The sequence below is a fragment of the Modestobacter versicolor genome, assembly GCF_014195485.1.
Taxonomy (GTDB): Bacteria; Actinomycetota; Actinomycetes; order Mycobacteriales; family Geodermatophilaceae; genus Modestobacter; species Modestobacter versicolor.
Genome location: NZ_JACIBU010000001.1, coordinates 3,472,255 through 3,493,514 on the forward strand (window position 1 = coordinate 3,472,255; position 21,260 = coordinate 3,493,514).

Sequence of the window (21,260 nt, forward strand, 5' to 3'; positions counted from 1 at the left end):
ACAGGCGAGGTAGGAAAGTCCGCGTGAGCGCACCTGCACCACGGACCACCACCCGGTCGGCGTCCAGCCACCTCATCGCCCAGCTGTCCGCGCAGGCCCGGCGGGTGCTGCAGACCGAGGCGGCCTCCGCCGGGCTGCTCGTCGCCGCGACCGTGCTGGCGATGGTCTGGGCCAACTCGCCCTGGGGCGACTCCTACGACCGGTTCTGGCACACCGAGCTGTCGCTGAGCTTCGGGTCGACCGGCGTCGCGATGGACCTGCGGCACTGGGTCAACGACGGCCTGATGTGCTTCTTCTTCTTCCTGATCGGCATGGAGGTCCGCCGCGAGCTGCAGATGGGCGAGCTGACCCAACGCAGCCGGCTGTCGGTCCCGGCGATCGCGGCGCTGGCCGGCCTGGTGCTGCCGGCGGCCGTCTACCTCGCCTTCAACGCCGGCGGGCCGGGCGCCAACGGCTGGGGCATCCCGATCGCCACCGACACCGCCTTCCTGCTCGGTGCCCTGGCGCTGGCCGGTCCGCGGGCCTCCACCCAGCTGCGGGTCTTCCTGCTCTCCCTGTCGGTGGTCGACGACATCGGGGCGCTGACCGTGATCGCGGTCTTCTACTCCGAGGAGATCGACCTGACCGCGCTGGCGATCGCGGCGCTGTGCATCCTCGCCTTCCAGGTGCTCGCCCGGCTGCAGGTGTGGCGGGGGCCGGCCTACTTCGCCGTCGGCGTGGCGATGTGGCTGGCGATGAACGCCTCGGGGGTGCACGCCACCATCGGCGGTGTCGTCCTCGGCCTGCTGGTCAGCGCCTACCCGCCGCGGCGGGAGGAGGTCGAGTCGGCCGGGGTGCTGGCCCGCGCGTTCCGGCAGTCGCCGCAGGTCTCGCTGGCGCGGCAGGCGAAGCTGTCGGTGGAGCGGGCCATCTCGCCCAACGAGCGGATCGGCGCGCTGCTGGTGCCGTGGAGCGGGTACGTCGTCGTCCCGGTGTTCGCGCTGGCCAACGCCGGGGTGCACTTCAGCAGCGACCTGGTCGCCCGCGCGGTCACCTCGCCGGTGACCATCGGGGTGTTCCTCGCCCTGGTCGTCGGCAAGCTGGTCGGCGTCGGTGGTGCGGCGACGCTCGCGGTCCGGGTGGGGATGGGCAAGCTGCCCCCGGGCGTCCCGCTCAGCAGCGTGTGGGGTGGGGCGGCGCTGTCCGGGCTGGGCTTCACCGTCTCGCTGTTCGTCGCCGACCTGGCCTTCCCGGACACCGACCTGCGCGACGAGGCGATGGTCGGGATCCTGGCCGCCGCCGTGGTCTCCGCGGCGCTGGGCATGGGCCTGTTCCGGCTGCTGGCCCGGCGCGACCCGGTGCAGCAGCCGATGGGCGCCCGGCGGCTCGACCCGCCGGTCGACCCGGAGCGCGACCACGTCCGCGGCCCGGTCGACGCCCCGCTGGAGCTCGTCGAGTTCGGCGGCCTGGAGTGCCCGTTCTGCGGCCGGGCCACCGGCGTCGTCGAGGAGCTCCGCCACCGCTTCGGCGACGACCTGCGCTACGTCTTCCGGCACCTGCCGCTGCCCGAGGTGCACCCGCACGGCGAGCTGGCCGCGGAGGCGACCGAGGCCGCCGGCGCGCAGGGCGCCTTCTGGGCGATGCACGACCGGCTCTTCGCCCACCAGGACCAGCTCGAGGCCGGTGAGCTGCTCGACCACGCCGCCGCCCTCGGCCTGGACCTCGGCCGGTTCGCCCAGGACCTCGGCGACGGCACCTTCTCGGCCCGGGTCCGGGAGGACGTCGCCTCCGCCGAGGCCAGCGGGGTGGGCGGCACGCCGACCTTCTTCGTCAACGGCGTCCGGCACACTGGGCCCACCGACACCGACGCGCTGGCCGCCGCCCTGCTGGACAGCGACCCGCGCGGCCCGCGGCACCAGGAGCTGCCGGCCCCGGTCGACGAGCCGGGTGCGCGGACGACGGTCGTGCTGTCGCCGCCGGCCCGGCTGCCGGGGATGACCAAGGTGCCCGGCCAGCACTTCGAGGAGTCGCCGGACGACGGCTCGACGCCGCGGCTGAGCGAGGAGCACCTGCGGGAGTTCGCGCGGGTCGGGCGGCGGGTGCGCACCCAGCCCGGGCAGGTGCTGCTGCGGTCCGGGGCGGCCGAGTACGACTTCTTCGTGGTCCTGTCCGGGTCGATCGCGATCGTCGAGGGACCGCTGGAGGGCGTGGACGGCGCGGCACCCCGGGTGATCGCGGTGCACGGGTCGGGCCGGTTCCTCGGCGGGCTCAACCAGCTGGCCGGGCAGCGGCCGGTGCGGTCGCTGGTGGCCGCCGAGGCCGGCGAGGTGCTGGTGGTGACCCTGGAGCGGCTGCGCTCGCTGCTGGCCCGCAACCGCGAGCTGGGCGACCTGGTCACCCGGTCCTTCCTGCTCCGGCGGGCGATGCTGATCGGCCAGGCGAGCGGGCTGCGGGTGGTCGGCGACCGGCGGTGGCCGGCCAGCGTCGAGCTGCGCGCCCGGCTGGAGGAGGACGGCATCGCCCACCAGTGGCTCGACCCGGCCGACGACGCGGTGGCCCGGCGGCTGCTGGTCGAGGCCGGGGCCGACGCCGGGGAGGCCCCGATCGTGATCCGCGCCGACGGGCGGGTGCTGGTCGACCCGACCCGCGAGGACCTGCTGCAGGCGGCCGGCGCCGCGACCCGCGACCTCACCACCACCTGACGTGCGCGCCCTCGACGAGGAGCTCGCCGACCTGGTCGACCACTACCGGTGGTTCGCCGAGGTCGAGGCGGCACAGGTGTCCCCGCGCTACGCGGAGCTGGCGGCGGCCGTCGCCGGGGACGCCGGCGTGCTGGCCTTCCTGGGCACCCTGCCGCGCCCCAAGCGCCAGGCGAACCTGCTGCTCGGGGCCCTGTCGTACCTGCACGGCGGCCCGCCGCGCGACGGCGCCGAGCTGCGCGACCGGGTGCTCGGCGACACCGGCCGGCTGCGGACGACGATGCTGGCCCGGGCCACCCAGACCAACGAGGCGGCCCGCTGCGCCGCGCTGCTGCCGGTGCTCGCCGGCCTGCCCGGGCCGCTGGCGCTGGTCGAGGTCGGCGCGTCGGCCGGGCTGTGCCTGTACCCGGACCGGTACGGCTACGACTACGACGGCGTCCGGGTCGGGCCGCCCAGCGCCGTCCAGCTGCGCTGCCGGGTGACCGGACCAGGGCCGGTGCCCCGCGCCGTGCCGGAGGTCGTCGCCCGCGCCGGGATCGACCTGAACCCGCTGGACCCCGCCGACCCGGACGACGTGGCGTGGCTGCAGGCGCTGATCTGGCCCGGCATGGACGAGCGCCGCGACCGGCTGACCGCGGCCGCCGCGATCGCCGCCCGGGAGCCGGCCACGCTGGTGCGCGGCGACCTGCTGGCCGAGCTCCCCGCCCTGGTCGCCGGCCTGCCCGCCGGCTGCACCGTCGTCGTGCTGCACACCGCCGTGCTGGCCTACCTGCCGGCCGACGCCCGGGACGCGTTCGTCGAGCTGGTCACCGGGCTGCCGGTGCGCTGGGTGTCGCAGGAGGGGGTCGGCGTGCTGCCCGGGGTCCGCGGCCGGCTGCCGGAGCCGCCCGCCGACGACGAGTCGCGGTTCCTGCTCGCCCTGGACGGTCAGCCGCTGGCGTACACCGCCCCGCACGGCGGCACGGTCGACTGGCTGCCCGCCGCCGCTGCGCTGCGCTGAGCGGTCAGGCCGACCAGGTGGTGTTCGGCGGGCGGACGTAGTCGATGGTGTGCGGGACGAAGAAGGACAGGTCGTCGGTGATCAGCCCGTCTGACTCCCGGATGCCCAGCCCGGCCGCCTCGCCGTCGACCACCCACGTCCCGAGCACCGGGTGGTGCGGGCCGTCGGGGCCGGCGAAGTCGGGCAGCGGGGCCAGCTGCTGCACGATCCAGCCCTCGGCGCCGTAGCGGCCGCCCAGCGCGGCCAGCGTCTCCCCACCGGGCGCGATCAGCTCGACGTTGTTGCCCTCGCGGCCGAACAGCGGCTTGCGGGCGAAGCCGACCTCGGCCAGCTCGCCGGCCCGCGGGTCGTCGGCGAAGAACGCCGGCAGCAGGTGCCGGGAGATCACCGGGTCGTGCTCGTACCGCTGCCACAGCACCGGGAGCAGGCCCTTGTTCGACCAGAGCATCTTCCAGATCGGCTCGACCCACGTCGTCCCGCCCGGCCGGCGGATGTCGGCGATCACCGACGGGCCGTACTCGTCCTGGACCAGCCACTCCCAGGGGTAGAGCTTGAAGACGACGTCGAGCCGGTTGCCCTTGGGGTCGTAGAACCGGGCGTCGCCGGTGTCCAGCCCCAGCTCCTCGGTGGTCAGCACGATCGCCTCGTAGCCGGCCCGCTGCACGCAGTCGGCCATGTAGGCGACGGTCATCCAGTCCTCGCCGCTGGTGTCGCCCTCGGTCCAGGCCAGGTGCACCTTCGGACGGCGCCGGTAGTGGGCCTCCCAGCGCGACAGGTTCCGCTGCCAGGCGGCCACCAGCCGGTCGTCGAGCTGGTTCCACTGGTCCTTGCCCTGGCCGGTCTCCAGGTGCCAGGCCCACTGCACGACCGCGGCCTCGACCAGCGACGTCGGGGTGTCTGCGTTGAACTCGAGCAGCTTGGGCCGGCCCGTGCCGTCCCACCGCAGGTCGAACCGCCCGTAGACGCTCGGCGGCTCGTAGTCCCAGGTGGCCCGGATGACGTCGCGGGCGTCGTGCGGGATCCGCATCCGGTCCAGCAGCCGCTCGTCGGACAGCGCGAGCTCACCGGCCTCCACGCAGGCGGCGAAGAGCTGGTCGGTTGTCTCGGCCAGCTGGTCGACCTCGGCGCTGGTGAAGTCGTAGAAGACGTCCTCGCGCCAGTAGGACCGGCTGTCGCCGCCGGGCAGCGTCGTCTTGTTGTAGACCAGGCCCTGGGACTCGATCTCGGCCTCCCAGCCGAGCCGGGCCTTGCCGTACAGGCGCCTCACGAGCCGCCGCCGCCTCCGCCGGAGCCGATGCCGCCGGAGATCCGGCTGCCCGACGCCACCCGGCCGCTGCTGGGCAGGCCGGAGCGGGACCGGGCGCTGCTGTCCGAGGGGTTCACCCGGGTCGCCGCACCGGTGTACTGGCCGGGGATGGTCTGGCCGACCGAGTACCGGTTGCCGCCGAAGCCGCCGAGCAGGAAGAAGAAGGGCACGCCGCCGACGAAGCCGCCGTTTCGCTCGGCCTCCTCGCACATGTCGTCGTCGACGACCTGGTCCTGCTCGTCGACGCAGTAGACCTCGCGGGCGTCGTTCTCGTCCTCGCCGCTGGTGCCGCAGGCGGTCAGCCAGCCCATGGCGGCGCCGGTCAGGCTGACCGTGCTGAACACGGCCTTGACCCGGTTGCTCCTCGACGTGCTCACCGTCAGCGCTCCTCACCTCACCGGCCACCAGAGGCGCGGCTGTCGCACATGCTGTCGGACCGGGGTGGCGTCTGACCACCCGGGCCCCCGTCCGATCATCCCAGGTCCTGGCCGGTGGCCGGTGGCGACGGGCGGCCGGCGGAGCGGGGCACCGATGACTTCCGCAGGGGCGGGCGGTCTGGTGGGCTGAGGGGACCCGCTGCGGTCTCGCCCGCCGGCCCGGCCGGCCCGTCCCGAGGAGTCCACCGTGCGCCACATCTTCGTCAACCTGCCGGTCACCGACCTCGCCCGCGCGAAGGCGTTCTACGGCGGCCTCGGCTTCGCCTTCAACGAGCAGTTCTCCGACGAGCGGACCGCCTCGGTGGTGATCGAGGAGAACATCGTGGTGATGCTGCTGACCCGGGACCGCTTCGCGGACTTCGTGCCCGGCACGGTCGGTGACCCCGCGCAGGCCACCTCGGTGCTCAACGGGCTGTCGGCGTCCAGCCGCGAGGAGGTCGACGAGCTCCACGCCCGGGCGATCGCCTCCGGCGGCAAGCCGTGGCAGCCCGCCCAGGACCACGGGTTCATGTACGGCACCAGCTTCACCGACCCCGACGGCAACGTCTGGGAGGCCATCTGGATGGACCCGGCCGCGGTCGCCGGCTGATCAGCGCAGCGGGATGTCCGGCTCGCCGGGCTCGCGGGGCCCGGTGAGCCGCCGCTCAGCGGCCGTGATCAGGACGTCGTCGATGCTCGCCTCCCGCCGCCGCATCAGGCCGTGCCCGTCGAACTCCCACAGCTCGTTGCCGTAGCTGCGGGTCCACTGCCCGGCCGGGTCGTGCCACTCGTACTGGAAGCGGACGGCGATCCGGTCGTCGGTGAACGCCCACAGCGACTTGCGCAGCACGTAGTCCAGCTCGCGCTCCCACTTCGCGGTCAGGAACGCGACGATCTCGGCCCGCCCGGTGACGAAGGTGTCCCGGTTCCGCCAGACCGAGTCCTCGGTGTAGGCCAGCGACACCCGTCCCGGGTCGCGGCTGTTCCAGGCGTCCTCGGCGGCCTGCACCTTCTGGGCCGCCGTCGCGGCGGTGAAGGGCGGCAGCGGCGGGCGGTCGGTCACGCGATGAACCGCCAGATGACCAGGGCGATGCCGATGCCCAGCGCCGGCCAGGCCAGCGGCTCCTTCTTCTGCACCGCCTGCACCGCGACGATCGCCGGGATGAAGGCGAAGACGATGTAGTCGGTCGTCGCCGCGATCAGCACGCAGACCAGCACCAGCCCCAGGGCGATGAGGCTGGCGGTGTTGCGCTTGACGAAGCTCTGCGGCCCTGCGGGCTCCGCCGCAGGGGTCCACGGCTGCGACCCGGTCGCGCCGGCGCCCCACTGCTGGCCGGTGGGCTGGCCGGTGGGCTGGGCGGCGCCCCACGGCTGGGCGGGAGCGGCGTCCCACGGCTGGCCGGGGGCGGCGACCGGCTGCTGCGCGGGCTGCACCTGGTCGCCCCAGGAGGCGCCGTCCCACCAGCGCTGGCCGCCGCTGCCGGCCGGGTCGGGGTACCAGCCGGCGGGGGTGGTGGTCATCGGGCGCTCCTCGTGGTCGATGGACCGCGCAACCAGTGCGGCCGGGTAGGAACGTAGGTCATCGGCCCGCACGGGGTGCGCTGACGCGGCGCCCGGGGGTCAGGAACCCGGCCGGGGCGCACACCGGTCAGGCGGGGAGCACCGCCTCGATCGCCGCGCGGACCTCCGCGGCGTCGGGCTCGGTGGCGGGGCGGAACCGGCCGACGACCGAGCCGTCGGCCGCCAGCACGAACTTCTCGAAGTTCCACTGCACCGGCCCCGCCTCGCCCGCCGCGTCGGGTGCCCGGGTGAGCTCCCGGTAGAGCGGCGCGGCGCCCGCGCCGTTGACCTCCAGCTTCCCGGTCATCGGGAAGGTGACGCCGTAGGTGGCCGAGCAGAAGGTGCTGATCTCCTCGGCCGTGCCGGGCTCCTGACCGGCGAACTGGTTGCACGGCACGCCGACCACGGTGAAGCCGCGGGCGGCGTACTCCTGCTGCAGCGCCTCGAGCCGGCCGTACTGCGGGGTCAGCCCGCACCGGCTGGCCACGTTCACCACCAGCGCGGCGCGCCCGCCGGTGAGGTCGCCGAGCGTCGTCGGCTCGCCGTCCAGGGTGGTCAGGGGCAGGGCCAGCAGGTCGCTCACGGGGCTCCTCGGGGCAGGCGTAGGTGGGCTGGCTCAGTCCGCGGACTGATCGCCGAGGGACGAGAGGTCGTCGGGGACGTCGACGGCGTGGCTGCGCAGCGCCTCCAGCGGGATGACGTCCAGCGCCTTGGCGTTGGTCGCGGCGAGCACCACCCCGGTGGGCACGCCGGCCTGGAGGGCCTGCAGCCAGCGCACCGCGACGACGCACCACCGGTCGCCGGGCCGCAGCCCGGGGAAGTCGTACTCCGGCCGCGGGGTGCTCAGGTCGTTGCCCAGCTGGCGCTGCACCTCCAGGAACTCCGCGGAGACGACGGCGCAGACGGTGTGGCTGCCCAGGTCGTCGGGGCCGCTGCGGCAGGAACCGTCCCGGGTGAAGCCGGTCATCGGGTCGACGCCGCACGGTTCCAGCGGGCCACCCAGCACGTTCCGTTCCTCGCCGGGGGTCGCCATGCCCTGATCATCGCGCCGCGCCGCGCCCGGCGCCGGATGGATCGTGCACTTCCGGGTCGCGCGCGGCGGTCAGTACCGAGAGGGTGGGGGTGTGCGAGTACTGGTCACCGGGGCGTCGGGGTTCGTGGGCGGCCGGCTGGCGCCGGCCCTGGAGGAAGCGGGGCACGAGGTGCGGGCGATGACCCGCAACCCCGACCGGTACTCCGGCGCCGGGACGGCCGTGGCCGGGGACGTCGGCGACGAGGCCTCGCTGCGCACCGCGCTGGAGGGCTGCGACGCCGCCTACTACCTGGTGCACTCGCTGGACTCGGCCGACTTCCAGGAGCGCGACGCGAGGGCGGCCCGCTCCTTCGGCCGGGCCGCCGCGGACGCCGGGGTCCGCCGGATCGTCTACCTGGGCGGGCTCGGCGACGACTCCGACGACCTCTCCGCGCACCTGCGCAGCCGCCGCCAGGTCGAGCAGCTGCTCGCCGAGGGCGGCGTGCCGGTGACGGTGCTGCGGGCCGGGATCGTGGTCGGCCACGGCGGTGTCTCCTGGGAGATGACCCGGCAGCTGGTGGCGCACCTGCCGGCGATGATCACCCCGCGCTGGGTGCACACCCGGACCCAGCCGATCGCGGTGGCCGACGTCGTCCGGTACCTGGTCGGCGTGCTGGAGGCGCCGGAGGCCGAGGGCCGGGTGCTGGAGGTGGGCGGCCCGGAGGTGCTCGAGTACCTGGAGATGCTCACCCGGGTCGCGGAGATCCAGGGCCGGCGGCTGCTGATCGTGCCGGTGCCGCTGCTCAGCCCGCAGCTCTCCTCGCGCTGGCTGTCCCTGGTCACCAGCGTCGACCTGCAGACCGGCCGGTCGCTGATCGACTCGATGACCAACGAGGTGGTGGTCCGGGACGACGCGATCCGCCGGATCGTGCCGTTCGAACCGATGTCCTACGACGAGGCGGTGCTCACCGCGCTGGGCGAGCGCGCGGAGGCCCGGCGGGCCGCTCGCGCGGAGAAGGCCACCGCGGGGCGGGCCCGGTGACCCGCGACCGGCGCCGGCTCGGGGAGGCGCTGATCTCCGACGACGGGCTCAGCCGGCTGCTGGCCAAGGCGCCGTCCTGGCTGGTGGACAAGGTGCCGCGCGACCACCACGAGTCCGATGCCGCGTTCCGCCGGCGGCGGCGGGTGACCGCCGGGGTGTCGGTGGCCGGCGCCGGGCTGCTGGGCGTCTCGCTGTCGCAGAAGCCGGACTCCCCGTCGTTCTACGCGCTCACCCTCGGGGTGGCCGGCACCTGGGTCGCCGGCGGGCTGGCGTCCGGGCCGCTGCACCTGGGCTGGGTGCAGACGCCCAAGGCCACGCTGCGCCGGCCGCTGCTGACCCCCGTGGCGGGGGGAGCCGCGGCGTTCGGGCTGTTCTACGCCGCCGCGCTGGTGGCCAGGAGGATCCCGCCGCTGGCGGCCGCCGTGACCCGGGTGCTGCGGTACGCCCAGCAGGGCAACCCGGCGCTGGTCACCACCACGACGCTGGCCAACGGCCTGGCCGAGGAGGTCTTCTTCCGCGGGGCGCTGTACGCGGCGGTCGGCGTCGACCACCCGGTGCTGAAGTCCTCGGCGGTCTACACGCTGGCCACGGTGGCCACCCGCAACCCCGCGCTGGTGCTCGCCTCGGTGCCGATGGGCCTGCTGTTCGCCTTCCAGCGGCGGGTCACCGGCGGCATCCAGGCACCGGCGCTGACCCACCTGACCTGGTCGGTGCTGATGCTGCGCTACCTGCCGCCGCTGTTCGCCGACCGCCCGTCGATCGACGCACCGGTGCCCGCCGAGCCCTGAGGCTCAGCCGTCCAGGAACGCCACCAGGTCCTCGGCGGCCGACCGCTCGTCGTAGCCGTCGAGCTCGTCGGCGCTGTCCACCTCGAGCTGGACCAGGCCCCGGGCGTCCTCGTCCAGCAGCGCGGCCGTGAACCGGGTGCCGGCCGCCGGGTTGGTCGGGAAGACGGTGCGCACGACGACGACGGTCCGCCCGTCGACCTCGACCTCCTGCTCGGTCTGCTCGTTGCCCCGCTGCTCGACCGCGCCGGTGCCCTCGACGAGCTCCGCGAACAGGTCGTCGTCCGGGGCCTGCGCGACCACCACCTGCACCGGGGTCTCCTCGTACCACTCGCACAGCACCGCCGGCACGTCGCCGCCGAGCCGCACCACGCCGTGACCGGACACGTCGGAGACCTCCTCGCCGGCCAGCGTCACCTCGTCGCGCAGCGGGCACGGTCCGCCGCTCTCGACCAGCGCGGTCGACCCGATGCCCGGCTCGTCGGCCAGGGCCTCCTCGACGGCGGTGTACCAGCGCTCGGGCACGCCGGCCGCGGTGCGGTCCTCCGGCTCGCCCGAGCACGCGGTCGTGCCGACCAGCACGGCGAACGTCGTGGCGAGGGTCCTGCGGCGCATGGGCTTCCTCTCGTGGGCGCGGGGTGGTCAACGTACGGGCCGGCGGACGGCGGCCCTGCCGGGCGTCCCTGACCGCCCGCTCAAGCTCCTCCGTCCACCGGCCGATGCTGAACGGGAGAGGGCAGCAACCCACGCGGTCCTCAGCTGTGCCGGGCCACCACCCGGCTCGCACCCGCGAGGAGAACCACCTGTGCCCACCGCCACCGAGCCCCGGCCAGCAGTGCTGACGGCGGTCGACGAGGCCGCCCGCCTGCGCGCGCTGGAGATGCTCGACGTCCTGCGCAAGGGGCCCGAGGAGCGCTTCGACCGCATCACCCGGATGGCCCAGCAGCTCTTCGGTGTCTCCGCCGCCGCCGTCACGCTGGTCACCGACCGGGTGCAGGTGCACAAGTCCCAGCACGGTCCGATGGCCCTCGGTGACGGCCCGCGGGAGACGGCCTTCTGCGACCACACGATCCGCGACTCGGAGACCCTCGTCGTGGAGGACGCGACCGTCGACGAGCGGTTCGCCCACTACCCCTCCGTCGTGGGTTCACCGCACATCCGGTTCTACGCCGGGCACCCCCTCGTGGGCACGGGCGGGCACCGGGTCGGCGCGCTGTGCCTGGTCGACGAGAACCCGCGCTCCTTCGGGGAGGCCGAGCAGGCCCTCCTGGCGGAGCTCGCCTCCTGGGTGCAGCGCGAGCTCGACCGCACCGCCGAGCTGGACAGCGCCGCCCGGGTCCAGCAGGCCCTGCTGCCCCGCTGCGTCCCGGAGGTCGCCGGCTACGAGGTGGCCGGCATGTGCCTGCCCGCGGGCAGCGTGGGCGGCGACTTCTTCGACTGGTACCACGCCGCCGACGGCCAGCTCGTCCTGACGCTGGCCGACGTCATGGGGAAGGGGCTCCCGGCCTCGATCATCATGGCGACCGTGCGCGCGGTCATGCGCTCGACCACCCGCCACGCCGATCCCGGGCAGGCCCTCACCCAGGCCGCGCTCACCCTGCACGAGGACCTGGAGCGCACCGGGCGGATGGTCACCCTGTGCCACGCGCGGCTCGACCCGGAGCGCGGCGACCTGCACTACGCCGACGCCGGCCACGGCCTGATGCTGCTGGTGCGCGCCGACGGCTCGGCGCACCGGCCGCGCGGCGGCGGTCTGCCGCTGGGCGTGCTGGCCGACCAGACCTGGACCGAGGAGGTCGTCCACCTGGGGCCCGGTGACACCGCGCTGGCCTTCAGCGACGGGCTGCTCGACCTCTACGACGGCACGATGGACTCCCTCGACCAGATCGCCGAGGTCGTCCGGGACTGCGTCGACGCCACCCACCTGGTCGACCGGTTCACCGTCCTCGCCCGTCGCCTGGGCGTCCGGGTCGACGACGTCACCGTGGTGGCGATCAGGCGCACGGCGTGAGCCGGCACCGCGCCCTGCGCGCCGTCTCCCCCGTGCGGCGGTTCCTCATCCGGGTGCTCGTCGTGCTCACCGTCGTCAGCGGCACCAACTACCTGGTGTGGCGGTGGATGGAATCGATCAACTGGCAGCACTGGTGGATCGGCGTGCCGCTGGTGCTGGCCGAGACCTTCAGCCTGGTCGACGCCTTCCTGTTCGGGCTCACCACCTGGCGGATCCGGCAGCGCACCGACGCGCCGCCCGCCCCACCGGACGCGACCGTCGACGTCTTCGTCACCACCTACGACGAACCGGTCGACCTGGTCATGGCCACCGCCCTGGCCGCGCAGGCCATCCGGCACCCGCACCGCACGTGGGTGCTGGACGACGGAGCCCGCGCGGAGGTGCGCGCGGCCGCGGAGCAGGCGGGCATCGGGTACCTCACCCGCAGCACCGACTGGGCGGACCGCCCGCGGCACGCCAAGGCCGGCAACCTCAACAACGCGCTGCTGGTGACCGAGGGCGAGTTCCTGCTGGTCCTCGACGCCGACCAGGTGCCCTCGCCCGACATCCTGACCCGCACGCTGGGCTGGTTCGACGACCCCCGGGTCGCGCTGGTCCAGACCCCGCAGTGGTTCACCAACGTCGACGAGGCCGACGTCCTGGGCAGCCAGGCGCCGCTGTTCTACGGACCGATCCAGCAGGGCAAGGACGGCTGGAACGCCGCCTACTTCTGCGGGTCCAACGCGGTGGTGCGGCGCGAGGCCCTCATGCAGCTGGGGATCGTGGGCTACGTGCGCGACGTCGAGCGCGGCGTCGCCCGGGCGCTCCGGGCCGCCCGCTCGGTGGTGGCCGGTGCTCGCCGGGAGGCAGCGCAGCAGGGTCCGGCCGTGGTGGCCGCCCTGGACGCCGTCGACGTCGCCGTCGCCCGGGCCCGCACCGAGCTCGCGGCCGGGCAACCGGTCTCCGAGATCACCCACCGCTTCCAGCAGCGGGTCGACGACGCCGGCCGCGGCGTCGTCTCCGACGACCTGGCCCGGCTGCAGGCCGACCTGGCCGAGATCGAGGCGATCCCCTCGCCGGTCCGGGGCGGCTCGACCGCGACCCTCACCGATGACGTGGTGCTGACCCGCCTGGCGCACCGCTCGTGGTCACCGCTGGGCGCGCTGGAGTCGATCAAGGCGCTGGTCGCGGCCGTGGAGGTGGACCGGGCCGACGAGGCGCAGCCGGTCATGCCACTGGCGACCATCTCGGTCACCGAGGACATGGCCACGGCGATGCGGCTGCACGTGCTGGGCTGGCGCACCGTCTACCACCACGAGGTGCTCGCCCGCGGTCTCGCCCCGGAGAGCCTGGGCGCGATGCTGCAGCAGCGGCTGCGCTGGTCGCAGGGCACCCTGCAGGTGATGCTCAAGGAGAACCCGCTGGTGCAGCGGGGCCTCAGCGTGGGCCAGCGGCTGATGTACCTGGCCACCATGTGGAGCTACCTCGCCGGCTTCGCCGCCCTCGCCTTCCTGGCCGCGCCGGTGCTGTACCTGGTCGCCGGCGTGCAGCCCGTCGTCAGCTACGGCGACGAGTTCTGGCTCCACCTGGTGCCCTACCTCGTCGCCAGCCAGCTGCTGTTCCGCGCGGTGGGGCACGGCCTGCGGACCTGGCGCGGGCAGCAGTACAGCCTGGCGCTGTTCCCGCTGTGGATCCGGGCCTGCGTCACCGCGGTGGGCAACGTCTTCTTCTCCCGCGAGCTGGGCTTCGTCGTGACGCCCAAGACCGGTGGGGACAGCGGCCCGACCTGGCGGCTGATCCGGCCGCAGCTGGTCGCGATCACCGCGCTGGCCGTCGCCGCCGTGGTCGGCGTCGTCCGGCTGCACCAGGGGCTCGCCACCCCGGAGGGCACGTACGTCAACCTGGCCTGGGTCGCCTACGACCTGCTCGTCCTCAGCGTGGTGCTGCGGGCAGCGCGCTACCGGGGACCCCGGACGAACGAGAGGACCGGACGATGATCGAGCTGGACACGACGCAGGCCGCCGACGTGGCGGTCGTCCGCCCGCTGGGGCGGCTGACCATGGTGCACGCGGCAGACCTGCGCGAGGTGGTCAACGGGGCCGTCGAGGACGGCCGCACCCGCATCGTCGTCGACCTCGGCGACTGCGAGTTCATGGACTCCTCGGGCCTGGGCGCGGTGATCGGTGGGCTCAAGCAGGCCCGCCAGGCCGGCGGTGACCTGCGCATCGCAGCGCTGCAGCCCCAGGTCATGACCGTCCTGCAGCTCACCAACCTCGACCGGGTCCTCCGCCCGTACGGCAGCGTGGCCGAGGCACTCCGTGGTGACTGAGCCGCCGCACAGCATCTGCGGCCCGGCGGTGCCGGCATCGCTGGACCTCGTGCACTCGCTGCTGGCGGAGGTGTGGGCCAGCCACGACGACGTGCAGCCCGAGGACCGGATGCGCTTCGAGCTCGGCGTCACCGAGATCGCCGGCAACATCGTCGAGCACGCGGCGGCGCCGGCCCCCATCGACTTCCACCTCGGCGTGGAGGTCTTCGACGACCGCCTGGAGGCGCGGTTCCGCGACCCCGGTCGCCGGGTGGAGATCGACTTCGACCGGGCGACCATGCCCGACGCGATGGCCGAGTCGGGCCGGGGACTGGCGCTGGTGCTGGCCGTGGTCGACGAGCTCACCTACCGGCACGACGGCTCGGACAACCACTGGCTGGTCGTGCGCCGGCGCACCCCCGCCTGACCTGCACGCCCTGACCGCCGCGGTGGTCAGGGCGTGCAGTGCGGCAGGTCGTCGGCCCACCGCGCCCAGCCGGGCAGGTCGGCGGTGACGGCGCTGCGCAGCGCGGGTTCGCCGAGGGCCCGCCAGTCGACCTCGGCGTCGACCTCGGCCTCGTGCTTGTCCCACTCGAACCAGTTCACCATCGCCAGCTGCGGCAGCGCCCGGTGCAGCTCCGGGGACAGCACCTGCCGCCACCAGCCCTGCTTGACGGCCAGCTCGTCGGCGCCGCCACCCCCCGGCACGTACAGGGCCGCGGTCTCCGGGATGGCGACGGGCTTGCCGTACCCGACGCCGTAGACGCCGTGGAAGTCCGGCACGGCCCGGTCGTCGCCACCGAGGCCGGCGTACTCGCCGGTCAGCTGGGCCACCAGCTTCCCGGCCTCCGGCACCTCGTTCTCCCCCCACGGGGCGGTGTCGCCCCAGTGGTAGAGGGACATCCCCACCCAGTCGACGGCGTCGGTGCCGGGCCAGTACGGGGCGTAGGGGTCGTCGAGTGCCGTGACGGTGCCGTCCCCGTCGGTGTCCAGCGCCGCGGCGTCGGGGCTGCCCGCCGGGGCCTGGTGCGGGCCCCCGGTGAACGGGTACCCACCGCCGTAGTTCGGCGCCCACATCGTGGCCGAGCCCGGCGCGGTCGCGTGCACCGCCGTGGCCACCCTGCGGAACGCGGCGACGTAGGCGGCGGGCTGCTGCGCCCACGCGTACCAGGAGCCGTTCATCTCGTGGGCGAACCGGACGACCACCGGCACGCCGGCGCGGTTCCAGCCGTCCAGCCGCTCGGCCAGGTCGGCGGCGACCGCGTCGGTGACGGTCGCCAGGCCGCCGGACGGCTCGAGGGTCAGCAGCAGGACCCCGCCGTCGGCCCGCACCTGGTCGACCGCTCCGGCGACGTCCTGCAGGTCCTGGGCGGTCATCGGGAGGTCGGTGAAGCTGACCGCGACCGCTGGTCGGTGGCCCAGCGCGGCGCTGTACTCGGCCAGCGTCTGGTCGCCCCAGTCGACGTTCGCGCCGACGAGGACGCCGTCCGCCGGCACCAGCTCGCCGCGGGGCACCGGCACGCACTCCGCCGCTGCGTCGGCGGCCGCCTCCGACCCGGCGCACCCGGCCGTCGAGGCGACCAGCGCCACGCACAGCAGGACCGGCAGCGGGGGGGGGTCGCAGACGCACCGGACCACGATCGGTCACCGGCAGCCGCCGGCCCCCGCGACGCGCCGCGCAGCGGTCGGGAGTGGCAGGCTCGGAGCGTGAGCGCTGACACGGGGGGCGGACCGGAGGTCCTCTGGCGTCCGACGCCGGAGTCGATCGCGGCCAGCCGGCTGGGCCGCTTCGCCACCTGGGTGGCCGGACGCCGCGGGATCGACCTGGGCAGCCCGCCGGACTACGACGCGATCTGGCGCTGGTCGGTCGAGCACCTCGACCAGTTCTGGGCCGACGTCGCCACCTGGGCCGACGTCTTCCCCGACGTCCCCGACGACCGGGTGCTCACCCGGCGCGCGATGCCCGGCGCGGAGTGGTTCCCCGACGTCACCGTCAACTACGCCGAGCAGGCGCTGCGGCACGCCCCCGACGCCCACCCCGCGCTGATCGCCGTCGCGGAGGACACCGACCCGGTCGAGACCAGCTGGGCGGCGCTGCGCGGGCAGGTCGGCGCGTTCGCCGCCACGCTGCGCCGGCTCGGGGTGCAGCGCGGCGACCGGGTGGCCGGCTACCTGCCCAACGTGCCGGAGGCGGTGGTCGCCTTCCTGGGCGCGGCCTCGATCGGCGCGGTGTGGTCCTCGTGCGCCCCGGACTTCGGCACCCGCAGCGTGCTGGACCGCTTCGCGCAGATCGAGCCGGTGGTGCTGGTCGCCGTCGACGGGTACCGGTTCAACGGCCGGCCGCACGACAAGCGCGAGGTGGTCGCCGAGCTGCGGGCCGCCCTGCCGAGCGTGCGGACGACGATCGCCGTCCCCCGGCTGTTCCCCGACGAGCTGCCGGACGGCGCGCTGCCCTGGGCCGACGCGGTCGCCGACGTGCAGGACCCGGTGTTCGAGCCGCTGCCCTTCGACGCACCGCTGTGGATCGTCTACTCCTCGGGCACCACCGGGCTGCCCAAGGGGATCGTGCACGGGCACGGCGGGATCGTGCTGGAGCAGCGCAAGCAGACCGGCCTGCACATCGACGTCGGGGTCGGCGACCGCTTCTACTGGTACGCCTCCACCGCCTGGATCATGTGGAACATCGCCACCTCGGCGCTGCTGTCCGGTGCCACGGTGGTCGTGCACGACGGCGCTCCGGCGTACCCCTCGGTCGACGCCCAGTTCGCCCTGGCCGCGCAGGTCGGGATCACCTACCTGGGCACCAGCGCCGGGTACCTCTCCGCCTGCGAGAAGGCCGGCGTCCGGCCGGGGGAGGCCCACGACCTCTCCGCGCTCCGGGCGATCGGGTCCACCGGCTCGCCGCTGCCCGCGTCGGCCTACCGCTGGGTGCACGACGCCGTGGCGCCCGACGTCCCCCTCGGGTCGCTGTCCGGCGGCACCGACGTGGCCACCGGGTTCATCGGCAGCTCCCCGCTGCTGCCGGTCACCGCGGGCGAGCTGCAGCGGCCGATGCTCGGCGTCGCGGCGGCGTCCTGGGACGAGGACGGCCACCCGGTGGTCGGCGAGCTGGGCGAGCTGGTCGTCACCGAGCCGATGCCCTCCATGCCGCTGTTCTTCTGGAACGACCCCGACGGCAGCCGCTACCGGGAGGCCTACTTCGAGCCGTGGCCGGGGGTGTGGCGGCACGGCGACTGGCTGGAGGTCACCGAGCGCGGCACCTGCCTGATCACCGGCCGGTCGGACTCCACGCTCAACCGCGGCGGCGTGCGGATGGGCACCGCGGACATCTACGCCGCCGTCGAGGCGGTCCCGGCCGTCGTCGACTGCGTGGTGCTCGGCGTCGAGCAGCGCGACGGCGGTTACTGGATGCCGCTGTTCGTGCAGCTGGCCCCCGGTGCCGAGCTGACGCCGGAGCTGACGGCGGAGATCACCGCGGCGATCCGGGCCGGCGCGAGCCCCCGGCACGTGCCCGACGAGGTCGTCGTCGTCCCCGGGGTGCCGCACACCCGCACCGGCAAGCGGCTGGAGGTGCCGCTCAAGCGGCTCTTCCAGGGGGTGCCGCCGGAGAAGGCGCTCAACGTCGGGGCCGTGGACGACGCCGCGGTGGTCGAGCACTACGTGGAGCTCGCCCGCGCCCGCCAGGCCGAGGCGTGACCTCGGACGACGAGGTGCGGGCCGCCACGAACGCGGTGGTCACGGTCATCGACCCGCCGCTGCCGCACGCGCCGGACGGTCCGCTCGCCGGGGTGCGGGTCGGGCTCAAGGACAACATCGACACCGCCGGCGTGCTCACCACCTGCGGGTCGGCCTTCTTCGCCGACCGGGTGCCCGACGTCGGCGCCGAGGTGGTCGCCCGGCTGGCCGCGGCGGGCGCGCTGGTCGTGGCCAAGCTGAACCTCAGCGAGTTCGCCATCGGCCTGACCAGCCAGAACTCCGCCTCCGGACCGGTGCGCAACCCCTGGGACCTGCGGCGGGTGCCCGGCGGGTCGAGCGGCGGCAGTGCGGCCGCCGTCGCCGCGGGCCTGGTCGACGTGGCGCTGGGCACCGACACCGGCGGGTCGGTGCGCGTCCCGGCCGCCGCCTGCGGGGTCACCGCGCTGCGCCCGGGCGTCTCCGTCGTCCCGGACGCGGGCACCTTCCCGGTCTGCGAGCTGGTCGACACCGTGGGCCCGCTGGCCCGCGACGTCGAGCTGCTGGCCCGCGCCTTCGCCGTGCTCGCCGGCCACGAGCCCCGGGACCTGCAGCCGGCGCCGCCGCGGCGGATCGGCGTCCCCGCGCTGTGGTTCGACGACCTGGACCCCGGCGTCGCCGAGGTGGTGGCCGCCGCCGGGCAGGTCTTCGCCGACGGCGGCGCCGAGCTCGTGCCCGTCGAGGTGACCGGCGTGGCCTCGGCGCAGCACGTGCTCTACACGATCGTCTACGCCGGGATGGCCGAGCTGCACCAGCAGCGGCTGGCCCGACCCGAGCTCTTCCAGCCCGACACGCTCACCCGGATCCGGGTCGGCATCGGGGTCTCGGAAGGCGACCGGGCGGAGGCGCTGGAGGCCCGGGCGGAGTTCCAGCGCGGGCTGGACGACGTCTTCGGCTCCGTCGACGCCCTGCTCACCCCGACCCTGCCGGTCGACGTCCCGGCGGCGCGCACGGACGACGACGTCCTCGCCGTCTCCCGCCGGCTGGCCCAGCTCACCGCGCCCTGGTCGCTGCACGCCGGGCCCACGCTGTCCCTCCCGGCCGGGCGGCACCCGGTCTCCGGCATGCCCGTCGGGCTGCAGCTCACCGCCGCCGTGGGCGGGGAGGACCTGCTGCTCGACGCCGGCGCCTGGTTCCAGCAGCGGACGCCGTGGCACACCCTGCGCCCGCCGTGCGCCGTCGGCTGACCGGTGTCGCGTCGGTCACGTAGGGGTGCGACCGGGCCCTCGTCACCGGAGAGTAGGTCCGAGTCCGGACCGCCGACCCAGGAGGCACCGACGATGACGTCGACCGCCAGCCGCTCCGCCGGGACCACCGACCCCTGGCTCCCGCAGCCACCCGCGCTGCTCCCGCCGTGGCACACGCCGGCCCGGGCGGAGCTGCAGGAGCAGGCCCGCCGGTTCGCGATGGACGAGGTGCTGCCGGTCGCCAACGAGCTGGACCCGCAGAAGGGCGAGATCCCGCAGCGGCTCCTGGAGCGGCTCGGCGAGCTCGGGTACTTCGGCATCACCATCGCGGCCGAGGACGGCGGGTTGGGCCTCGGCGTCTTCGAGTACTGCACGGTCAGCGAGGAGCTGGCCCGGGCCTGGATGAGCGTGGCCAGCATCCTGGCCCGCTCCCAGGGGATGGGCACGTCGGTCGCCGACCCCGCGCGCCGCGCCGACCTGCTCCGCCGCAGCGCCGCGGGCTCCTGGATCGGCGCGGTCGCGCTGTCCGAGCCCGAGGCGGGGTCGGACCTGGCCAACGTGCAGACCCGCGCGGTGCGCGACGGCGACGAGTGGGTGGTGACCGGGCGCAAGCGCTGGTGCGGGAACGCCAAGGCCGCCGACTTCATCCAGGTGCTGGTGCGGGTCGCCGACCCGCAGCCCGGGGAGTCCCGCTCCCGCGGGCTGCGCAACCTGCTGCTGGTCAAGGAGCGCGGCACGTTCCCGCCGGGGCTCAGCGGCCACCCGATCGACAAGGTCGGGTACCACGGCTTCCTGACCTGGGACCTCACCTTCGACGGCGTCCGGGTCCCGGCCGAGGACCTCATCGTGGGCCCCGGCGAGGCCGGCGATGACCCGGGCGCCGGTTTCCGCGAGGCCCAGGCCTTCCTCAACACCGCCCGGGTGCACACCGCTGCCCGCGCGGTGGGCCTGGCCCGCGCGGCGGTCGAGGACTCGGTGCTCTACCTGCAGGAGCGGGAGCAGTTCGGCCACCCGATCGGCGACTTCCAGGCGCTGCGGTTCGCGCTGGCCGACATGGCCGCGCAGGTCGAGCAGGCCCGGGCGTTCTACCGCCAGGTGGCCCACCTGCTCGACGAGGGCCGGCCCTGCGAGCGGGAGGCGGCGATGGTGAAGCTGCAGGCCACGGAGATGGCGGTGCGGGTCACCAACCAGGCGATGCAGCTGCACGGCGGAAACGGCTACACCACCGAGCGCCAGGTCGAGCGGCACTGGCGCGACGCCCGGCTGACCACGATCTTCGAGGGCACCAGCGAGATCCAGAAGCGGATCATCAGCAACACGATGCTGCCCCGCAGCCCGCTGGGCTGAGCTGCCCGGCCGCTGCGGTCAGCGCAGCGGGTGGTCCGACCGGATGCCGGTCAGCGCGAGGTCGCGCTCGAGCTGCTGCACGGCCCGGGTCAGCGGGTCGAGCGCGAGCGCCTGGAGCTGCTCGGGCGTGTGCCGGTTGGAGTGCGTGCCGACGTTCATCGAGCCGAACACCTCGCCCGAGGGCCCGTGCACCGGGACGGCGATGGAGGTGACGCCCTCCTCCAGCTCCTGGTCCACCAGGCTCCAGCCGCGCTCGCGGGCCTGGGCGACCCGCTCGCGGAGGACGGTCGGGTCGGTGATCGTCCGGGCCGTGCGCGGCACCAGCGCGGCCTGCTCCAGGTAGGCGTCCAGCTCGTCGTCGGTCAGCCCGGCCAGCAGCACCCGGCCGTGCGAGGAGGCGTAGGCGGGCAGCCGGGTGCCGACGGTGATGCCGGTCGCCATCACCCGGCGACCACCGGACCGGGCGACGTAGACGACGTCCGGCCCGTCGAGCACGGCCACGCTGGCGGTCTCGTGCAGCTCCTCGGACAGCCCGACCAGGTAGGGCGTGGCCAGCTGGGGGAGGGTGAGCGTCGTCAGGTAGGTGAAGCCCAGCTCCAGCACCGTCGGGCGGAGCCGGAACCGGCGGTCGCTGACCGCCACGTAGCCGAGGTCGACGAAGGTGAGCAGGAACCGGCGGGCAGCCGCCCGGGTCATCCCGGTGCGGCGCGCGATCTCGCTGAGGGTCAGCTCCGGCTCGGCGGCGGAGAACGCCTTGATGACGGCGATCCCCCGCTCCAGGGACTGCACGAAGTAGTCGCCGCGGGGGGCCGCAGCCCGGCCGTCGGCCGGCTCCTCGGCTCCGTGGTCCATCCGTCCCCGATCCTGCTCCGTGGTGCCCGCGCCGGGCGGCGACGA

At 74.8% G+C, this 21,260-nt stretch carries 21 protein-coding genes; 12 read left to right on the forward strand and 9 right to left on the reverse strand.

What is annotated here, in order from left to right:
- Positions 1 to 23 precede the first annotated feature (23 nt).
- Both nhaA and FHX36_RS16955 read left to right on the forward strand, forming a co-directional pair.
- Positions 24 to 2,681: a Na+/H+ antiporter NhaA gene (nhaA, locus tag FHX36_RS16950; RefSeq protein ID WP_183513920.1), complete on the forward strand. Its 2,658-nt coding sequence runs from the start codon at positions 24 to 26 to the stop codon at positions 2,679 to 2,681.
- A gap of 1 nt (position 2,682) precedes the next feature.
- Positions 2,683 to 3,678 carry a DUF2332 domain-containing protein gene (locus FHX36_RS16955; protein ID WP_110551195.1) on the forward strand — a complete coding sequence of 332 codons (996 nt, stop codon included), beginning with the start codon at positions 2,683 to 2,685 and terminating at the stop codon, positions 3,676 to 3,678.
- 4 nt (positions 3,679 to 3,682) lie between these two features.
- On the opposite strand, the gene FHX36_RS16960 is transcribed toward FHX36_RS16955, so the two are convergent.
- On the reverse strand, positions 3,683 to 4,945 hold the full coding sequence (locus FHX36_RS16960) for a glutathionylspermidine synthase family protein (RefSeq protein WP_110551196.1): 1,263 nt from the start codon (positions 4,943 to 4,945) through the stop codon (positions 3,683 to 3,685).
- Positions 4,942 to 5,361: a hypothetical protein gene (locus FHX36_RS16965; RefSeq protein ID WP_110551197.1), complete on the reverse strand. Its 420-nt coding sequence runs from the start codon at positions 5,359 to 5,361 to the stop codon at positions 4,942 to 4,944. Before FHX36_RS16965 ends, FHX36_RS16960 begins: the two co-directional genes overlap by 4 nt.
- A gap of 247 nt (positions 5,362 to 5,608) precedes the next feature.
- On the opposite strand from FHX36_RS16965, the gene FHX36_RS16970 reads away from it, so the two are divergent.
- Positions 5,609 to 6,010, forward strand: coding sequence for a VOC family protein (locus FHX36_RS16970; protein WP_110551198.1), 402 nt, complete (start codon positions 5,609 to 5,611; stop codon positions 6,008 to 6,010).
- Here the strand turns inward: FHX36_RS16970 and FHX36_RS16975 are convergent, their stop codons facing one another.
- The 4 genes from FHX36_RS16975 to FHX36_RS16990 all read right to left on the reverse strand — a co-directional run bounded on the left by FHX36_RS16975 (position 6,011) and on the right by FHX36_RS16990 (position 7,993).
- A complete protein-coding gene (locus FHX36_RS16975; protein WP_110551199.1) occupies positions 6,011 to 6,463 on the reverse strand; it encodes a nuclear transport factor 2 family protein in 453 nt (150 codons plus the stop codon).
- Positions 6,460 to 6,921 (reverse strand): DUF2510 domain-containing protein, encoded by a 462-nt coding sequence (locus FHX36_RS16980; protein WP_110551200.1) that lies wholly within the window; start codon positions 6,919 to 6,921, stop codon positions 6,460 to 6,462. The genes FHX36_RS16975 and FHX36_RS16980 overlap by 4 nt, the downstream gene beginning before the upstream one ends.
- A gap of 127 nt (positions 6,922 to 7,048) precedes the next feature.
- Positions 7,049 to 7,543, reverse strand: coding sequence for a glutathione peroxidase (locus FHX36_RS16985; protein WP_110551201.1), 495 nt, complete (start codon positions 7,541 to 7,543; stop codon positions 7,049 to 7,051).
- Between the two features lie 33 nt (positions 7,544 to 7,576).
- Entirely contained in the window at positions 7,577 to 7,993 is a 417-nt protein-coding gene (locus FHX36_RS16990) for a DUF2237 family protein (protein WP_110551202.1), read from the reverse strand.
- Between the two features lie 91 nt (positions 7,994 to 8,084).
- Between FHX36_RS16990 and FHX36_RS16995 the strand changes: the two genes are divergently transcribed.
- A complete protein-coding gene (locus tag FHX36_RS16995; protein ID WP_110551203.1) occupies positions 8,085 to 9,014 on the forward strand; it encodes an NAD(P)H-binding protein in 930 nt (309 codons plus the stop codon).
- Positions 9,011 to 9,802, forward strand: coding sequence for a CPBP family intramembrane glutamic endopeptidase (locus FHX36_RS17000; protein ID WP_181428666.1), 792 nt, complete (start codon positions 9,011 to 9,013; stop codon positions 9,800 to 9,802). Before FHX36_RS16995 ends, FHX36_RS17000 begins: the two co-directional genes overlap by 4 nt.
- A 3-nt stretch (positions 9,803 to 9,805) precedes the next feature.
- On the opposite strand, the gene FHX36_RS17005 is transcribed toward FHX36_RS17000, so the two are convergent.
- The gene (locus tag FHX36_RS17005; protein WP_110551204.1) at positions 9,806 to 10,414 is read right to left on the reverse strand and encodes a hypothetical protein; all 609 of its coding nucleotides are present in this window, start codon (positions 10,412 to 10,414) and stop codon (positions 9,806 to 9,808) included.
- A gap of 190 nt (positions 10,415 to 10,604) precedes the next feature.
- On the opposite strand from FHX36_RS17005, the gene FHX36_RS17010 reads away from it, so the two are divergent.
- From FHX36_RS17010 to FHX36_RS17025, 4 genes are read left to right on the forward strand one after another with little or no spacing between them, the layout of a single operon-like run.
- The gene (locus FHX36_RS17010; protein ID WP_220035838.1) at positions 10,605 to 11,810 is read left to right on the forward strand and encodes a PP2C family protein-serine/threonine phosphatase; all 1,206 of its coding nucleotides are present in this window, start codon (positions 10,605 to 10,607) and stop codon (positions 11,808 to 11,810) included.
- Entirely contained in the window at positions 11,807 to 13,786 is a 1,980-nt protein-coding gene (locus FHX36_RS17015) for a glycosyltransferase family 2 protein (protein WP_220035839.1), read from the forward strand. Before FHX36_RS17010 ends, FHX36_RS17015 begins: the two co-directional genes overlap by 4 nt.
- On the forward strand, positions 13,783 to 14,118 hold the full coding sequence (locus FHX36_RS17020) for an STAS domain-containing protein (protein WP_110551205.1): 336 nt from the start codon (positions 13,783 to 13,785) through the stop codon (positions 14,116 to 14,118). Before FHX36_RS17015 ends, FHX36_RS17020 begins: the two co-directional genes overlap by 4 nt.
- Positions 14,111 to 14,524, forward strand: coding sequence for an ATP-binding protein (locus FHX36_RS17025; RefSeq protein ID WP_181428667.1), 414 nt, complete (start codon positions 14,111 to 14,113; stop codon positions 14,522 to 14,524). The genes FHX36_RS17020 and FHX36_RS17025 overlap by 8 nt, the downstream gene beginning before the upstream one ends.
- A gap of 26 nt (positions 14,525 to 14,550) precedes the next feature.
- On the opposite strand, the gene FHX36_RS17030 is transcribed toward FHX36_RS17025, so the two are convergent.
- Positions 14,551 to 15,687 carry a glycoside hydrolase family 26 protein gene (locus tag FHX36_RS17030; protein WP_220035840.1) on the reverse strand — a complete coding sequence of 379 codons (1,137 nt, stop codon included), beginning with the start codon at positions 15,685 to 15,687 and terminating at the stop codon, positions 14,551 to 14,553.
- A 117-nt stretch (positions 15,688 to 15,804) separates the two neighbouring features.
- Here FHX36_RS17030 and FHX36_RS17035 point away from each other — a divergent pair, with 117 nt between their 5' ends.
- The 3 genes from FHX36_RS17035 to FHX36_RS17045 all read left to right on the forward strand — a co-directional run bounded on the left by FHX36_RS17035 (position 15,805) and on the right by FHX36_RS17045 (position 20,363).
- Positions 15,805 to 17,793, forward strand: coding sequence for an acetoacetate--CoA ligase (locus tag FHX36_RS17035; protein ID WP_110551208.1), 1,989 nt, complete (start codon positions 15,805 to 15,807; stop codon positions 17,791 to 17,793).
- Entirely contained in the window at positions 17,790 to 19,016 is a 1,227-nt protein-coding gene (locus FHX36_RS17040; RefSeq protein ID WP_110551209.1) for an amidase, read from the forward strand. Before FHX36_RS17035 ends, FHX36_RS17040 begins: the two co-directional genes overlap by 4 nt.
- Before the next feature lie 93 nt (positions 19,017 to 19,109).
- Positions 19,110 to 20,363, forward strand: coding sequence for an acyl-CoA dehydrogenase family protein (locus tag FHX36_RS17045; protein ID WP_110551210.1), 1,254 nt, complete (start codon positions 19,110 to 19,112; stop codon positions 20,361 to 20,363).
- 18 nt (positions 20,364 to 20,381) lie between these two features.
- Here FHX36_RS17045 and FHX36_RS17050 read toward each other — a convergent pair whose 3' ends face one another.
- Entirely contained in the window at positions 20,382 to 21,215 is an 834-nt protein-coding gene (locus FHX36_RS17050) for an IclR family transcriptional regulator domain-containing protein (RefSeq protein ID WP_110551211.1), read from the reverse strand.
- Positions 21,216 to 21,260: the final 45 nt, after the last annotated feature.

Coding starts and splice junctions, on each gene's coding strand:
- FHX36_RS16980 (WP_110551200.1), bottom strand. CDS start 6,921: ATGACCACCACCCCCGCCGGCTGGTACCCCGACCCGGCCGGCAGCGGC.
- FHX36_RS16990 (WP_110551202.1), bottom strand. CDS start 7,993: ATGGCGACCCCCGGCGAGGAACGGAACGTGCTGGGTGGCCCGCTGGAA.
- FHX36_RS17005 (WP_110551204.1), bottom strand. CDS start 10,414: ATGCGCCGCAGGACCCTCGCCACGACGTTCGCCGTGCTGGTCGGCACG.
- FHX36_RS17020 (WP_110551205.1), top strand. CDS start 13,783: ATGATCGAGCTGGACACGACGCAGGCCGCCGACGTGGCGGTCGTCCGC.
- FHX36_RS17045 (WP_110551210.1), top strand. CDS start 19,110: ATGACGTCGACCGCCAGCCGCTCCGCCGGGACCACCGACCCCTGGCTC.
- FHX36_RS17050 (WP_110551211.1), bottom strand. CDS start 21,215: ATGGACCACGGAGCCGAGGAGCCGGCCGACGGCCGGGCTGCGGCCCCC.